Below are 13,559 nucleotides of genomic sequence, written 5' to 3' on the forward strand. Positions count from 1 at the left end.
GCACCCTCCCCCGCAAGCGGGAGAGGGACTCTTCACGTCGCCGCTGTCGTCACGCCGCCATCCACCACGATGGTCTGGCCGGTCATGAAGGTGGAGGCATCGGAGGCCAGATAGGCCACGGCGCCTGCGATTTCATCCGGCTCGCCGATCCGGCGCAGCGGCGTGGTGGCGGTGCGGCGTTTGAGGTTTTCGGCGTCTTCCCACAGTGCGCGGGCGAAATCGGTTTTGACGAGACCCGGCGCCACACAGTTGACGCGGACGCCCTTCGGGCCCCATTCGCCGGCAAGGCTGCGGCAGAGTGCGAAATCCGCCGCTTTCGAAATGCCGTAGGCGCCGATCACGGTGGAGCCGCGCATGCCGCCGATGGACGAGATGATCACCACCGAGCCGTTGCCGCGCTCCGCCATTTGCGGGATCGCCAGCGCGCAGAGCCAGATGTTGCTCTTGACGTTACTGCCCATGATCTTGTCGAAGGCCTCGTCCTTGATATCGAGCAGCGGGCCGTAATACGGGTTCACCGCGGCGTTGCAGACGAGGATATCGACCTTGCCGTAATGCTTTGTCGTGCCCGATATCAATGCCTCGACTTCCTCGCGGCGCGAGATGTTGCAGGGGATGACATGGGCGTCGCCGCCGGCCTTTTTGATGCCTTCGGCCACTTCCTGGCAGGCATCCGCCTTGCGGCTGGAGATCACGACCTTGGCCCCGAGTTTTGCCAGCAGTTCGGCGGATGAACGGCCGATGCCGCGGCTGGAGCCGGTGACGACGGCGACCTTGCCGGTCAGATCGAACGGGGTGTTTTTCATTGTTCTTGGCTCCCTTAATCCTTCCCCCGTCATTCCGGGACACGCGCAAAAGCGCGTGGACCCGGAATCCAGAAGTTGTCGGCGCGAGATTCCGGGTTCGCGCTGACGCGCGCCCCGGAATGACGGCGGGGCCTACACCAGCCCACCTTCCGCGACACGGCGGAGGTGGTAGTCGGTATCGCCAAACATATTCTCGATCATGGTCAGGCGCTTGAAGTAGTGGCCGATCTTGGCTTCCTGGGTCATGCCGATGCCGCCGTGGAGCTGGATCGACTGCTGGCCGATGAATTTTCCGGACTTCCCGATCTGCACCTTGGCAGCGGCAACCGCGGTCGCGCGTTCCTTGGCGTCTTCGAAATCGGCCGCCATGGTCGCGAACATCGACATGCTGCGGGCCTGTTCGAGGGCGACGAACATGTCGGCGGCGCGATGTTGCAGGGTCTGGAAGCTGCCGATCGGAACACCGAACTGTTTTCGCGTCTTGAGATACTCGACGGTCGTCTTCAGCGATTCATCCATCGCGCCGACGGCTTCCGCGCACATCGCGGTGCGGGCTTCATCGACCACGCGCTCGATCAGCGGCAAGCCGTTCTCGGGATCGCCGATCGCGGCGTCGCTGCCGACCTCGACACCGGTGCAGGTGATGTCGGCGGCATGCAGCCCGTCCTGGGTCGGATAGCCCTTGCGGGTGACGCCCTTGGCATTCGCCGGCACGAGGAACACGCCGATCCCAGTCTTGTCGTGCCGACTGCCCTTGGTGCGCGCGGTCACGATCAGCGTGTCGGCATTCTCGCCGTTGAGCACGACGAATTTTTCACCGTCGATCACGTAAGCCCCGCCCTTCTTCTTGGCCGTGGTCGAGACGTCGGCGAGATCGTAGCGCGAATTCTTCTCGAGCTGCGCGAAGGCAAAGGTCTTGCTGCCGTCGATGATGCCGGGAATGTGCGAAGCCTTCTGCTCGGCCGAGCCGCCATGGCGCAGGAAGCCGCCGCCGATCACGACGGTAGCCAGATACGGCTCCAGCACCAGCGCCTTGCCGAGCGCTTCCATCACGATCATGGTCTCTACCGCGCCGGCGCCGAAACCGCCATCGGCTTCCGCGAACGGCAGGCCCAGCAGGCCCTGCTCGGCGAGCTTGCTCCAGACGGCCTTGCTCCAGCCGCCCTTCTCCTTCTGGTACTTCTTGCGCGCATCGAAATCGTAGGAGTCGGTCAACAGACCGTCGATGCTTTCCTTGAGAAGCCGCTGCTCCTCGGACAAATCAAAATCCATGTTCGTTACTTTCTCCGGCTAACCAAATTCGTCGTCATGCGCGGGCATCCACGCCCCCACCCTCAGTCGTCATCCCCGCGAATGCGGGGATCCAGTATCCACCGGCGTTCTTCGTGAATCATGACCGCCGCGGCGTACTGGGTCCCCGCTTTCGCGGGGACGACGTGCGTTGTTGTGGCGCGACCTTGCCCTACAGCCCCAGCACCGCCTTGGTGATGATGTTGCGCTGGATCTCGTTGGAGCCGCCGTAGATCGAGACCTTGCGATTGTTGAAGTAGCTCGGCGCGATCTGGGCGGTCCAGTCCATGGTTTCGTTGGAGGCGTCGTCGCCATGCTCGTCGTAAGGAGCGGCGAACGGGCCGATCACTTCCATCAGAAGTTCGGTGGTGGTCTGCTGGATTTCCGAACCCTTGATCTTCAACACCGAAGATGCCGGGTTGGGCTTGCCCTTGCCGTGCTTGCCCTCGTCGGCGACGACGCGGAGCTGCGTCAGTTCGAGCGCCTTCAGTTCGATCTCGCAGGCCGCCAGCTTCTCGCGGAAACCCTGGTCCTCGATCACGGGCTTGCCGTTCGATTCGACCTTGGAGGCGAGCTCCTTGATGCGGCGCAGCCGCTCCTTGGAGACGCCGACGCGGGCGATGCCGGTGCGCTCGTTGCCTAGCAGGAATTTTGCGTAGTCCCAGCCCTTGTTCTCCTCACCGATCAGGTTCTCGACCGGCACCTCGACGTCGTCGAAGAACACTTCATTGACCTCGTGGCCGCCGTCGATGGTCTCGATGGGACGCACCGTGACGCCCTTCGACTGCATGCTGAACACGATGAAGGAGATGCCCATCTGCTTCTTCGCTGACGTGTCGGTGCGGCACAGGCAGAAGATCATGTCGGCGTGCTGGGCCAGCGTGGTCCAGGTCTTCTGGCCGTTGATGATGTACTTGTCGCCCTTGCGCTCGGCCTTGGTCTTCAGCGAGGCGAGGTCAGATCCCGAGCCCGGCTCCGAGAAGCCCTGGCACCACCAGTCGTCGACATTGGCGATGCGCGGCAGATAATGCTGCTTCTGCTTCTCGTTGCCGAAGGTGTAGATGACCGGGCCGACCATGCTGACGCCGAAGGCGAGCGGCGCCGGCGCCGGATGCATCTGCAGCTCTTCGTTGAAAATGTACTGCTGCACCGAGCTCCAGCCGGTGCCGCCATATTCCTTCGGCCAGTGCGAGACGCCCCAGCCCTTCTTATTCAGGATGCGCCACCAGGCGATCATCTCGTCCTTGGAGAGGTGACGGCCCTCGACCATCTTGCGACGCGTTTCCGGCGGTACGTTGTCCCGGAAGAAGGCCCTTACTTCTTCACGAAACGCGATTTCTTCCTTGCTGAAAGCGAGATCCATCGGATCCTCCTGTGTGCGAACTACATTCCGGCTAAGCGACGTTCTTGCTGTTGGCAGCTTGCGATGACTTCTGCTGCATGCGCAATTCGTGGCGCGACAGTTTGCCGACCGGCGTGCGCGGCAATTCCGTGACAAACTCGACGGCGGTCGGCAGCTCGTGCTTGCCGAGCTTGCCCGCGAGGAAGCTGCGCAACTCATCGATGGTGAATGGCTGAGCGCCCGCGCGCAGCGTGATGAAGGCTTTCGCCGACTCGCCGCGGTAATCGTCTGATATGCCGATCACGATGACTTCCTGCACCGATGGGTGGGTGTAGATCGCCTGCTCGATCATCTGCGGATAGACGTTGAAGCCGCCGGAGATGATCATGTCCTTCTTGCGGTCGACCAGGTAGAAATAGCCGTCGGCATCCATGTAGCCGACGTCGCCGGTCAGGAAGCGGTCGCCGACAAAGGACTCCGCGGTCTCCTTCGGCTTGTTCCAGTACCCCTTGGTGACGTTCGGCCCCTTGATGCGGAGTTCGCCGGACTCGCCGACCGGCAGCACCTTTGTCGGATCGTCCAGCGATACGATGTCTATCTCGATGCCCGGCAGCATCACCCCGACCGAACCCGGCTTGTCCGGTCCGTTCTCCGGATACGCCGTGCCAGCCGGTGACGTCTCGGTCATGCCCCAGCCGCTCCGCAGCTTCATGCCGACCTTGCGCTCGAAAATCCTTGCGACTTCCATCGGCAGCGGCGCGCCGCCCGAGCCGGCGCTGCGCAAAGACGAGAAATCGCGCTTATCGAGATCGGGCAGCGCGGCGATGGCGATCCACATCGTCGGCACGCCGGGAAAAATGGTGGCGCGCTTGACCTCGATGTCGCGCATCACGGCCTCCACATCGAAACGCTGGTGCAGCGAGACCAGATGGCCACGGCGCAGCGAGGAAAGCAGCACCACGGTCAGCGCGAAGATGTGAAACAACGGCAGCACGCAAATGACGCGCTCGATCGCATTGCGCTCCAGTCGCGCGGGTCTTCCCCAGATATCGTAGATCGACACAGCGGCTGTGAAATTGCCGTGGGAGAGCATGGCGCCTTTCGGCAACCCAGTGGTCCCGCTGGTGTATTGCAGCAACGCGACGTCCTCGATGTCGATTACCGGCCAGGCGGCCGGCCTGGCCACGCCATCGACGAACTGCTTGTAGGTGATGATCGCGGAGTTGCTCGGCAGCGGCGTTTGGGGCGCGCCGACCTTGCCCCAGTCGTCGTCCTCGCAGACGATCAGCCTGTCGATCAGTCCCTTGTCGAGAAACTTCAGCGCGGTCGGAAGCAGCGCGGAGAGATTGCTGGTGACGACGATGCGCGCGCCGGAATCGGTGAGCTTGTGCGACAGCGCGATTTCGCCGTCGAGCGGCGACAGATGCACGACCCGGGCGCCGGCCTTCAGCGCACCAAAGAAATGGATCGGGTGATCGGGCGAATTGCCGAGGAACAGCGCGACCGAACTGTTCTTGCCATAGCCCGCGCGGAGGAAGGCGCTGGCGGCGGTCTCCACCAACGCTTCGAGTTCGCCGTAGCTGATCGGCCGGTCGCGGAATTCGATGGCCGGCCGCGAGGCGAACTCGGCGGCGGCTGTCGACAATAGATCCGGCAGCGTGCCGCGCGCGATCTGATCGTCCCAGCGGACGCCTTCCGGATAGAACTGCTCGCCGGGGTGGGTCATGCGCGATTTGTAATAAGTGAGGGGGTCACCGACGGCAGGGCTCCCCTCCCCCTTGCGGGGAGGGGCGGGGGAAGGGGGTCCACACGAGCGGTGCCGATGCGGCCACCCCCCTCCCTCCCCTGCAAGGGGGGAGGGAACGGAGAGAGCTGGCCTGCGTCGACCGTCACCATCAAGCCGCTTTCGACTGCTGGGCCAGCGACGCAAACGTCTTGCCCTCGGCGGCGAGGCGCTTGAGCAGCGGGGCCGGTTCGAGCGACGGATCATTGGTCTCCTTGGCATAGTACGACAGCCGGTCGGCAATATGCTTCAGCCCGACCTGGTCGGCATAGAACATCGGGCCGCCGCGATAGATCGGCCAGCCATAGCCATAGAGCCAGATCACGTCGATGTCGCTCGGCCGCGCCGCGATGCCCTCCTCCAGGATGCGCGCACCCTCGTTGATCATCGGGTACATCATGCGCTCGAGGATCTCGTCGTCGCTGACGACGCGCTTCTTGCGGCCGAGACGCTGCAGCGTCTCGTCGATCAGCTTCTCGACGTCCGGATCGGGCAGCGGCGCCCGCGAGCCGCCTTCATACTTGTAATAGCCCTTGCCGGTCTTCTGGCCGAAGCGTCCCACCTCGCACAGCGCGTCGGCGATTTCCGACTTGATGCCGCGGTCCTTGCGCGAACGCCAGCCGATGTCGAGGCCGGCGAGATCGCTCATCGCGAACGGGCCCATCGGCATGCCGAACTTCGTCACCACGGCGTCGACCTGCTGCGGCAACGCGCCTTCGAACAAGAGCTTCTCCGACTGCTTGCCGCGCTGGGCCAGCATGCGGTTGCCGACAAAGCCGTCGCAGACGCCGACCACGGCCGGAACCTTTGCGATCTTGCGCGCGATCGACACCGCAGTCGTCAGCGCATCCGGCGCGGTCTTGTCGGCACGGACGATCTCGCACAGCTTCATCACGTTGGCCGGCGAGAAGAAGTGCATGCCGAGAACGTCCTGCGGACGCTTCGTCACCTTCGCGATCTCGTCGATGTTGAGATACGAGGTGTTGGAAGCCAGCACCGCGCCGGGCTTGGCGTATTTGTCGAGCGCCTCGAATACTTCCTTCTTGACCGCCATGGTCTCGAACACGGCTTCGATCACAAGGTCAGCGTCCTTGACGTGGTCGAGGCCGACCTTGCCGTCGATCAAGCCCATGCGCTTGGCCGGCGCATCCGCCGGGATGCCGCCGCGCGCCGCGGTCGCCTCGTAATTCTTCTGCATCACGCCCATGCCGCGCTTGAGCTGCTCTTCGCCGGTCTCGATCAGCGTCACCGGGATACCGGCATTGGCAAAGGACATCGCGATGCCGCCGCCCATGGTGCCCGCGCCGATAATGGCGACGCGTTCGACCGGGCGCGGCTTGGTGCCATCAGGCACGCCGGCGACTTTTGCGGCTTCGCGCTCGGCGAAGAAGGCGTAACGCTGCGCCTTGGACTGGTCGCTGGAGACCAGCTTGAGGAAACCTTCACGCTCCTTCTTCAACCCTTCGTCGAACGGCAGCTCGATCGCGGCGCGCACCGCATCGGCTGCAGCGAACGGCGCTTCCAGCCCGCGCGCCTTCTTGGTCAGTGCGGCGACTGCGTTGGTAAAGATCGAGATGTCGGCCTTGGCGGCAGCGAGCTTGCTGTCATCGTCGCGCAGCTTGCGCAGCGGGCGCTTCTCCGCCAGCACCTTCAGCGCAAAGGATTCGCCACCCGACGCCGGCCCCTCGACGATCTCCTCGATCAGGCCGTTCTTGAGCGCCTCCGCCGCGCCGATCGGATCGCCGCTGACGATCATCTTGACCGCCAGCTCGGGCCCGACGGCGCGCGGCAGGCGCTGGGTGCCGCCGGCGCCCGGCAGCAAGCCGAGCTTCACCTCGGGCAGGCCGAGGCGAGCGTCCTTGGTGGCGACGCGATAGTGGCATGCCAGCGCGACTTCGAGACCGCCGCCGAGCGCCGTGCCGTGAATGGCAGCGATGATCGGCTTCGGCGACTTCTCCATGAGATCAAGCACCTCGGCGAGGCCCGGCGGCTTCGGCGGCTTGCCGAATTCGGTGATGTCGGCGCCGGCGATGAAGGTGCGGCCCGCGCAGGTCAGCACGATCGCCTTCACTTCCGAATCCGCGATCGCGCTCTTCATGCATTCGAAGATGCCGCCGCGCACCGCGGCACTGAGCGCGTTGACGGGAGGACTGTTGACCGTGACGATGGCGATGACGTCATGACGCTCGAGTTTTACCACTTCGCTCACGGGACTCTCCCTGGATCGTTTGTTCTTGGATGCCGCCCAACTTGCGTTGAGTAGCTACGGCTATTCATCAATTTCGCACTGCGAAATTTAATTCCACATCTTGACAGGGAGGGTTATTTTGAAGCACGTCCCTTGTCAACGAGCTCATCAGCAGCAGTAGCGGGGAAATGAAGCGTCCAGGGAAGAAAGTGGCGACTGATCGCAGCTTCGTCGTCGCGCTCTCCCGCGGACTCGATGTGTTGCGCGCATTCCAACCCAATGACGGGCTTCTCGGCAATCAAGAACTCGCCGCCCGTACCAAACTGCCGAAGCCGACCATTTCCCGGCTGACTTACACCCTGACCAAACTCGGTTATCTTACACCCGTTCCGCGTTTCGAAAAGTATCAGCTCGCGCCATCAGCCATGGCGCTGGGGTATGCCGCCCTTGCCAATCTCGGCGTTCGGCATTTGTCCGAGCCTTATCGCGAAGCGCTGATGCGCGAGACCGGCGGCGCCGTAGCCGTCGGCGGACGCGACCGTCACAGCATGATCTATTTCGGGCAGAGCCGCACCGGGCTGCTCGGTGTGCAGCTCGACGTCGGCTCACGCGTTCCGATCGCGACCACCGCGATGGGACGGGCCTATCTCTGGGCCCTGCCCGACGACGAGCGTGCCTCCTTGTTGCGCGAACTGCGCGACCACTACGGCAATCGCTGGCCCAAAATGCGCGACGGCATCGAGCGCGCGGGTGAAATGCTCGCGCGTCACGGATTCACTATCTCTGCCGGCGAATGGCAGGACGATGTGCACGCCGTAGGTGTGCCGCTGAAGCTCAGCGACGGAACCGGACCGTATGCCTTCAATTGCGGCGCGCCTGCTTTCCGTTTCACGGAAGATCGTTTGATCAACGACATTGGACCTCGCCTTGTCACGATGGTAAGGAACATCGAAGCAGCGCTGGGCGGCGCAGCACCACAATCAAAAAAATCAGAGAACAAGAAGTTGAAAGCAGGAGGAAGAGTTGCACGTTTGGCCGAGGGGATCAGATAGCCTTCACCATGACCGGCAAAAACATTTGCGCGGTCGTTCCCGCTCCGTGATCAGGGCGGGCGGGACGCGATGACGCAGGCACAGCTCGCGCAGGGCAATGCTCCCCTGCTTGCGGTCCGCGACGTCAGCGTCGTGTTCGGCGGCATCATCGCGCTCAACGGTGTGTCCTTTGACATGCACAAGGGAAACATCCTCGGGCTGATCGGGCCAAACGGCGCCGGCAAGACGACGCTCTTCAACTGTCTGTCCCGCCTCTATCAGCCGAGCACCGGCGACATCCTGATGGAAGGCGTCAGCATCCTGACGCGCCCGGCGCACAGGATCGCGGAGATCGGCATCGGCCGCACTTTCCAGAACGTCGCGCTGTTTCCCAATTTGTCGGTGCTCGACAACGTCCGCGTCGGCTGCCACGCGCGCTCCTCCAGCGACATTTTCTCCGACTCGATCAAGCTCGCCTGGGTTCGCCGCGGCGAGGTCGAGATCAACAAGAAGGTGCAGGAGATCCTCGCCTATCTGCATCTCGAGGATGTTGCCCATACCATCGTGTCCGGGCTGCCGTTCGGCACCCAGAAGCGCGTCGAGCTGGCGCGCGCACTGGCCGCGGATCCGAAGATCCTGCTGCTCGACGAACCCGCCGGCGGCCTCAACCATGAGGAAGTCCATGTGCTTGGCGACCTGATCAAGCGCATCAGGGACGAACGGCACATGACGGTGCTGCTGGTCGAGCACCACATGGGTCTGGTGATGTCGATCGCCGATCATGTCGTGGCGCTCAATTTCGGCCGCAAGCTTGCCGAGGGAACGCCGGCCCAGGTCCAGGCCGATCCTGATGTCATCAAGGCCTATCTGGGGAGCAAGGACCAATGACTGCGATGCTCAATGTCAAGGACCTGCGCGCCTATTACGGCCAGGTCCAGGCCCTTCACGGCCTCTCCTTCGCCCTCAACGAAGGCAGCCTCACCACGCTGCTCGGTGCCAACGGCGCCGGCAAGACCACCACCCTACGGGCAATCTGCAACATGGTGCGCTCGACCGGCGCGATCGAGTTCGAGGGCAAGCCGCTGTCCGGCAAGTCGACCGAAAACGTCGTTCGCCTCGGTATCGCGCATGTGCCGCAGGGCCGCGGCACCTTCACCACCATGACGGTGGAGGAGAACCTGCAGCTCGGCGCCATCACCCGCAACGACAAGAAGAATATCGTTTCCGACATCGAGCGCATGTACGACCATTTCCCGGTGCTGAAGGAGCGGCATACCCAGCAGGCCGGAACGCTATCCGGCGGCGAGCAGCAAATGCTCGCGGTCGCGCGTGCGCTGATGTTGCGTCCGCGGCTGATGCTGCTGGACGAGCCGTCGTTCGGCCTCGCGCCGCTGATCGTACGCGACCTGTTCAAGATCCTCGGCAAGATCAACCGTGAGGACAAGGTCACCATCCTCGTGGTGGAGCAGAACGCGCAGCTCGCGCTGGAGCTCGCCGACCAGGCCTATGTGATCGAAACCGGAAAAATCGTGATGTCGGGGAACGCGAAGGAAATCGCGAGCAACGAAGACGTCCGCAAATCCTATCTGGGTTACTGAGGAGCTGGGACGATGGAATTATTCACCAACCAAGTCCTGGCCGGCATCGCCACGGGCGCGATCTATGCCTGTATGGCGCTCGCGGTGGTCATGATCTACCAGGCGATCGACCATCTGAACTTCGCCCAAGGCGAAATGGCGATGTTCTCGACCTTCATCTCCTGGCAATTGATGCAGTGGGGCGTGCCCTATTGGTGGTCGTTCCTGCTCACGCTGGCGATTTCGTTCGCCGGCGGCATCCTGATCGAACGGCTCCTGTTTAAGCCGCTTGCGAAAGCGCCGGTGCTGACCAACGTCGCCGGCTTCATCGCGCTGTTCGCGATCGTCAACTCGGTGGCCGGCCTGACCTGGGACTTCACCATCAAGCAATATCCGACCCCGTTCGGCTCCGCGCCGTTCCTCGGCAGCCAGTTGATCTCGACCCACCAGGCCGGGATGATCGGCGTCACCCTCCTGATGCTGGTCGGACTCTACCTCTTCTTCCAGTTCACCCGGATCGGTCTTGCGATGCGCGCAGCGGCGGCGTTGCCGGAATCGGCGCGGCTGGTCGGCGTCAATACCTCCTGGATGATCGCGCTCGGCTGGGGCATGGCCTCCGCGATCGGCGCCGTCGCCGGCATCCTGATCGCCCCGGTCGTGTTCCTTGAACCGAACATGATGGGCGGCGTGCTGGTTTACGGTTTCGCCGCTGCCGTGCTCGGCGGCCTTAGCTCGCCGCTGGGCGCCGTCATCGGCGGCTTCCTGGTCGGCGTCTTCGAAAACCTCGCCGGCACCTACATCCCCGGCGTGGGCAATGAACTGAAACTGCCGATCGCGCTTGCGCTGATCATAACCGTCCTGGTCTTCAAACCTGCCGGTCTCTTCGGCCGAGCCATCGTCAAGCGAGTCTGATCATGAGCGTAGCTGCAGAAGACACCGTCACAGAAGCCCCGGCTGTCGAGGCCGTTCCGAAGCGCGCCATGACGCTGGGCACCGGCACCTCGCTGGTGATCCTGGCGGCGCTGCTCGTCACGCCGGTATTCGTGAAGAACTTCGTCGTCTTCCAGATGACGATGGTTATGATCTACGGGATCGCGGTGCTGGCGCTCAACATCCTGACCGGCGGCAGCGGGCAATTTTCGCTCGGCCAGAGCGCGTTCTACGCGCTCGGCGCCTATACGTCGGCGGTCCTGATGGAAAACTTCAACGTGAACTACGCGCTGACGCTGCCGATCGCGGGGCTGGTCTCGTTCGGCGCCGGCTACCTGTTCGGCAAGCCCGCGTTGCGGCTTTCCGGCATCTACCTCGCGCTAGCCACCTTCGCGCTGGCGGTCGCCATGCCGCAGCTCCTGAAGCTGCATTTCCTCGAGCATTGGACCGGCGGCGTTCAGGGCCTCACGGTCATGAAACCCGATGCGCCGTTCGGCCTGCCGATCGGTCAGGACAAGTGGCTTTATTACTTCACGCTGGCGATCTCGGTCGCGATCTATGTCGGATCAGTCAACCTGCTGCGCTCGCGCTCGGGCCGCGCCTTCATGTCGATCCGCGACAACGAGATCGCGGCCTCCGCCATGGGCGTCGACGTCGCCCAGTACAAGACGCTCGCCTTCGGCGTATCCGCGGGCATCACCGGTATCGCCGGCGGGCTCAGCGCCATCGTCGTGGCGTTCGTGGCGCCCGACAGCTACACGATCAACCTGGCCATCGCGCTATTCCTCGGCATGGTGGTCGGCGGCGTCGGCTGGCTGCCGGGCTCGTTCGTCGGCGCTGCCTTCATCATCTTCGTGCCCAACATCGCGGAGAGCATCTCAAAGGGCCTCTCCGGTGCGGTGTTCGGCGTGCTCTTGTTTATTGTCATCTTCCTCGTGCCGCATGGCGCAAGGCAGGTCGCAATTGTTGCGCAGCAGATGCTCGGCAAATTTAAGAACTAACTTCACGCCGCGGGATCGGTTCGGCGACTTCATCAACGGCGAACTCGGCCATTAACCGATATTCCGCCGGGCGGTAGTTTCCCGGAGCATCCGACTAAATATCGCCCTCCGCGACGCCGTCGCGGAGGGCTTTTTGTTGCTGGACGCTGCCGAAAGGTATTCAATAAAGCCCCAAGAGCCGCCAAGCGCTCCAATCAAAAACAATGACACAGTCACCGATCCCAGGGAGATCAAAAAATGTCCGCCATCAACTTGCGTTTGGGAGCCTTTGCGGCCGCCCTCGCATTGCTTGCTGCGACCAGCAGCGGCGCATTTGCACAAAAGAAATACGACACCGGCGCCAGCGATACCGAAATCAAGATCGGCAACATCATGCCCTACAGCGGACCGGCTTCCGCTTATGGCGTGATCGGCAAAACCGAAGAGGCCTATTTCAGGAAGATCAACGCCGAAGGCGGCATCAACGGCCGAAAAATCAACTTCGTCAGCTATGACGACGCCTACAGCCCGCCGAAGACCGTGGAGCAGGTGCGCAAGCTGGTCGAGAGCGATGAAGTCCTGCTCGTCTTCAATTCACTGGGCACGCCGCCGAATACGGCGATCCAGAAGTACCTGAACTCGAAGAAGGTGCCACAACTGTTCGTCGCCACCGGCGCCACCAAGTGGAACGATCCGAAGGAATTTCCTTGGACGATGGGTTGGCAGCCCAACTACCAGAGCGAGTCGCAGATCTACGCCAAGTACATCCTGAAGAATTACCCGAACGCCAAGATCGGAATCCTTTACCAGAACGACGATTACGGTAAGGACTACCTGAAGGGCTTCAAGGACGGGCTCGGCGCGAAGGCCGCATCGATGATCGTCCTTGAGGAGAGCTACGAAGTCTCTCAGCCGACGATCGACTCCCACATCGTCAAGCTGAAGTCGAGCGGCGCCGACGTCTTCTTCAACATTACCACGCCAAAGTTCGCGGCCCAGGCGATCAAGAAGAACATGGAGATCGGCTGGAAGCCAGTGCACTTCCTCAACAACGTCTCGGCCTCGATCGGCAGCGTTATGAAGCCGGCTGGTTTCGAGAACGGGCAGGACATCATCTCGTCGCAATACTTCAAGGATCCAACCGACGCGCAATGGAAGAACGATGCCGCGATGAAGGCATGGAACGAGTTCCTGGATAAGTATTATCCGGAAGCCAACCGGGCCGATGCGTCGGTGATGTACGCCTATATTGTCGCTCAAGGCTTGGTGCACGTGCTAAAGGCCTGCGGCGACGACCTGACCCGCGCAAACGTCATGAAGCAGGCGGCCAGCATCAAGGACCTCGAACTCAGCGGCCTGCTGCCCGGGGTCAAGGTCAATACGTCGGCGACCGATTTTGCTCCGCTCTCGCAATTGCAGTTGATAAGGTTCAAGGGCGAGAACTGGGAGCGCTTCGGCGAAATTCTCTCGGGAGACGTCGGGGGCTGATCCCCGCTGCGAGCTCTGCTTAAGATGCAGCCCCTGCGGCTTTTGCCGCAGGGGCCTTTTTATTGTGACGCCTTTGGCAAGATGCTAATCACGACGCTGTCAAAAGAGCCTCGTCAAGAGGCTCGACAGTTACATTAAGAAATG

11 protein-coding genes are annotated in these 13,559 nt (G+C 62.5%); 6 read left to right on the plus strand and 5 right to left on the minus strand.

Translation table 11 applies throughout. The features are described from left to right. Nucleotides 1-32: 32 nt before the first annotated feature. The 5 genes from LMTR3_RS24210 to LMTR3_RS24230 form a co-directional block, all read right to left on the minus strand. On the minus strand, nt 33-806 hold the full coding sequence (locus LMTR3_RS24210; protein ID WP_065747510.1) for an SDR family NAD(P)-dependent oxidoreductase: 774 nt from the start codon (nt 804-806) through the stop codon (nt 33-35). A gap of 132 nt (nt 807-938) precedes the next feature. Then, nucleotides 939-2,078, minus strand: a complete 1,140-nt coding sequence (pimD, locus tag LMTR3_RS24215; protein ID WP_065747511.1) for a pimeloyl-CoA dehydrogenase small subunit — start codon at nt 2,076-2,078, stop codon at nt 939-941. 190 nt (nt 2,079-2,268) lie between these two features. Continuing rightward, nucleotides 2,269-3,459, minus strand: coding sequence for a pimeloyl-CoA dehydrogenase large subunit (pimC, locus tag LMTR3_RS24220; RefSeq protein ID WP_065747512.1), 1,191 nt, complete (start codon nt 3,457-3,459; stop codon nt 2,269-2,271). A 31-nt stretch (nt 3,460-3,490) separates the two neighbouring features. Continuing rightward, nucleotides 3,491-5,164, minus strand: coding sequence for a dicarboxylate--CoA ligase PimA (gene pimA / locus LMTR3_RS24225; RefSeq protein WP_065747513.1), 1,674 nt, complete (start codon nt 5,162-5,164; stop codon nt 3,491-3,493). 169 nt (nt 5,165-5,333) lie between these two features. Beyond that, entirely contained in the window at nt 5,334-7,430 is a 2,097-nt protein-coding gene (locus LMTR3_RS24230) for a 3-hydroxyacyl-CoA dehydrogenase NAD-binding domain-containing protein (RefSeq protein ID WP_065747514.1), read from the minus strand. Nucleotides 7,431-7,597: 167 nt separating this feature from the next. Here LMTR3_RS24230 and LMTR3_RS24235 point away from each other — a divergent pair, with 167 nt between their 5' ends. The 6 genes from LMTR3_RS24235 (at nt 7,598) to LMTR3_RS24260 (ending at nt 13,415) form a co-directional block, all read left to right on the plus strand. Further along, nucleotides 7,598-8,461, plus strand: a complete 864-nt coding sequence (locus LMTR3_RS24235) for an IclR family transcriptional regulator (RefSeq protein ID WP_065747515.1) — start codon at nt 7,598-7,600, stop codon at nt 8,459-8,461. A 69-nt stretch (nt 8,462-8,530) separates the two neighbouring features. Continuing rightward, nucleotides 8,531-9,328 (plus strand): ABC transporter ATP-binding protein, encoded by a 798-nt coding sequence (locus tag LMTR3_RS24240; RefSeq protein ID WP_065747516.1) that lies wholly within the window; start codon nt 8,531-8,533, stop codon nt 9,326-9,328. Then, nucleotides 9,325-10,038, plus strand: coding sequence for an ABC transporter ATP-binding protein (locus LMTR3_RS24245; protein ID WP_065747517.1), 714 nt, complete (start codon nt 9,325-9,327; stop codon nt 10,036-10,038). Before LMTR3_RS24240 ends, LMTR3_RS24245 begins: the two co-directional genes overlap by 4 nt. Before the next feature lie 12 nt (nt 10,039-10,050). Then, nucleotides 10,051-10,929 (plus strand): branched-chain amino acid ABC transporter permease, encoded by an 879-nt coding sequence (locus LMTR3_RS24250; RefSeq protein WP_065747518.1) that lies wholly within the window; start codon nt 10,051-10,053, stop codon nt 10,927-10,929. Between the two features lie 2 nt (nt 10,930-10,931). Then, complete coding sequence (locus LMTR3_RS24255; protein WP_065747519.1) at nt 10,932-11,948, plus strand: branched-chain amino acid ABC transporter permease; 1,017 nt, start codon at nt 10,932-10,934, stop codon at nt 11,946-11,948. Between the two features lie 237 nt (nt 11,949-12,185). Beyond that, nucleotides 12,186-13,415, plus strand: a complete 1,230-nt coding sequence (locus LMTR3_RS24260; RefSeq protein WP_065747520.1) for an ABC transporter substrate-binding protein — start codon at nt 12,186-12,188, stop codon at nt 13,413-13,415. Nucleotides 13,416-13,559 lie beyond the last annotated feature (144 nt).

Origin of the sequence: Bradyrhizobium sp. LMTR 3 (assembly GCF_001693485.1) — a bacterium.
Taxonomy (GTDB): domain Bacteria; phylum Pseudomonadota; class Alphaproteobacteria; order Rhizobiales; family Xanthobacteraceae; genus Bradyrhizobium.

What these genes read in the sequence shown, in the direction of transcription:
- pimC (WP_065747512.1), bottom strand. Translation starts at nt 3,459, where the DNA reads ATGGATCTCGCTTTCAGCAAGGAAGAAATCGCGTTTCGTGAAGAAGTA.
- pimD (WP_065747511.1), bottom strand. Translation starts at nt 2,078, where the DNA reads ATGGATTTTGATTTGTCCGAGGAGCAGCGGCTTCTCAAGGAAAGCATC.
- pimA (WP_065747513.1), bottom strand. Translation starts at nt 5,164, where the DNA reads ATGACCCACCCCGGCGAGCAGTTCTATCCGGAAGGCGTCCGCTGGGAC.
- LMTR3_RS24210 (WP_065747510.1), bottom strand. Translation starts at nt 806, where the DNA reads ATGAAAAACACCCCGTTCGATCTGACCGGCAAGGTCGCCGTCGTCACC.
- LMTR3_RS24245 (WP_065747517.1), top strand. Translation starts at nt 9,325, where the DNA reads ATGACTGCGATGCTCAATGTCAAGGACCTGCGCGCCTATTACGGCCAG.
- LMTR3_RS24260 (WP_065747520.1), top strand. Translation starts at nt 12,186, where the DNA reads ATGTCCGCCATCAACTTGCGTTTGGGAGCCTTTGCGGCCGCCCTCGCA.
- LMTR3_RS24255 (WP_065747519.1), top strand. Translation starts at nt 10,932, where the DNA reads ATGAGCGTAGCTGCAGAAGACACCGTCACAGAAGCCCCGGCTGTCGAG.
- LMTR3_RS24240 (WP_065747516.1), top strand. Translation starts at nt 8,531, where the DNA reads ATGACGCAGGCACAGCTCGCGCAGGGCAATGCTCCCCTGCTTGCGGTC.
- LMTR3_RS24250 (WP_065747518.1), top strand. Translation starts at nt 10,051, where the DNA reads ATGGAATTATTCACCAACCAAGTCCTGGCCGGCATCGCCACGGGCGCG.
- LMTR3_RS24235 (WP_065747515.1), top strand. Translation starts at nt 7,598, where the DNA reads ATGAAGCGTCCAGGGAAGAAAGTGGCGACTGATCGCAGCTTCGTCGTC.